This window comes from Bartonella sp. MU70NMGDW (assembly GCF_042194085.1).
GTDB lineage: Bacteria > Pseudomonadota > Alphaproteobacteria > Rhizobiales > Rhizobiaceae > Bartonella > Bartonella grahamii.
Genome location: NZ_JBHIMK010000225.1, coordinates 1 through 1,937, shown reverse-complemented (window position 1 = coordinate 1,937; position 1,937 = coordinate 1). Strand labels below are relative to the sequence as shown.

Below are 1,937 nucleotides of genomic sequence, written 5' to 3'. Positions count from 1 at the left end.
ACAACGATCATTATTGCTCATCGCCTTTCAACGATTGCTCGTGCTCATAAAATTGTGGTCATACAAAATGGACAACTAATTGAACAAGGTACTCAGAAAGAATTGCTAGCAAAAGAACATGGGTTTTATAAAAAAATTCATAATATCCAGTTCAAAGACATACCTCCTAATTTCTAGATCCTTAAATAAGATTTGAAATAAAAATGGATAGAAGGTAATGCTCCATTTATAAAAAAGGCTTGTTACCAAAAAAAGTATTACTTCAATCAAGAATTGGCAAAGAATTTATGGTTTATTGAAAATAAACTTCTTGGATTTAGATGAAAACTTTACTCGCTATTTTGTTGAATGCAATTGACTTTAACAGTGAAACTTCAAAAACCCCTTTCCTTCCTTAAATAAGTGTTGAAACATTCATAAATGTTGCGAATCCTAAAAGAGAGAGCATCAAAGTTTGAAAAAATTGCCCCAGATTATGATGATGAATCTGGATTAATACAACCTTTATCCGTGTTTATCCCTGCACTAACAATTTTTTCTCCACACACCTTAAAGGACAAAGATTCTACCCAATCTGATCTGTAAACAATCCAGATTTTTATTGAGTTCGTTCCACTTGATAACAAATCATGTGATTCACTTATACAAGGCTTACCCTAAATATTCACCCTGTGCTTTCAAAATACTTTGTCAAAAAGACTTACATGCCTTATATCACCAAACCTCAAATGTCAGTCTTTTATGGTACAGCAGGATAGGCTCACAATTATAAATTGTGCTGCAAATTATAGATACACTCAGCGTAAAAGAAAAACATTAAAAAAATAAGAGAAGATTTATTATAAAACTTTTTTACTGTTGTAGATTGCTTTAAAGCAAGCTTTGCTGTTTTTTCTACATCCGAAACTAAAGTGATATTCCTCCAATACCTTAACTTCTTGAAGAGTTTATAAATGCACAACGTTAGTGCTTATATAAGGCTATGATTTCAATATGAAAAAAAAACAGATGAAAAGTAAAATGACATTCCTCTTTCTTTTAACCGCCTAAATAGAAAAATACGGCATATAACTCTGATAAACATTTTTACAAAAAATATCTTTTGAACTGCATTTTAATACTTTGATTTATAATCATAATTTATTACTTTACATCTTAAATAAAAGATAAGATGTAATTTGCTTATTGTAAATTTTCTTTATATTTATGATGAATTAATCAAAAGCACTTGTTGTACGTCATAAGAGATATTGGTGTATGCATAAAAACTCTTAAGATAAGCAATAAAAATACCTCTACATTTTCAAGTGAAAAGATTGTCGGCAACATGAGAAGCTGGAAAATAGAATGATAATGCCGGCTTATATCTTTAATAAATACTTATACCTTTATTAACAATGGTAGTATGGATTTTATACCATTCATAAGAGGTACTTTATATCATTTCACAAGCAATCTTATGAAATAGGCTCAAGCCACATTGAGAAATGTTTCTTTAAAACAAGCACATGAATTTGCAACACAATAGTGTTATATTTTGGAGTGTTCTGTTTGGGGGGCTATTCATTATAAGAAAAGTGATCTCATTCAAAAACACAATAAACAAAAATCGAATATTTCAGATATATTTCTTCACGCCTCAAAAAATCTTCTTCTTTTATAGGATTTCTAGTCTATGTATCCTTCCTCAGATTTAGAAATGAGAGACAAAAGACAAAGAATTTATTTTTTAAATTCAATCTTTAATAATCTCTTTCATAAAAGAGACCAATGCTAGAATTTTGTTCATTTCCTATGGCACCTTTAGCTTTGAGATGACGCGAAATATCTAAATTAATTGTTCCTTTCGTCGTTCCATCGGACCCTGCTTCAAAGCCCAAATAAATATTATTGTGTATGTAGCGTCCAATACGTAAGCCTGTATTACCCTTCTCATT

At 30.1% G+C, this 1,937-nt stretch carries 1 protein-coding gene; it reads right to left on the bottom strand.

Annotation, left to right across the window (positions count from 1 at the left end):
• Positions 1-1,742: 1,742 nt before the first annotated feature.
• Positions 1,743-1,937 (bottom strand): translocation/assembly module TamB domain-containing protein (locus ACFIKE_RS09960; protein ID WP_375649678.1); only part of this gene is annotated, 195 nt, incomplete at its 5' end.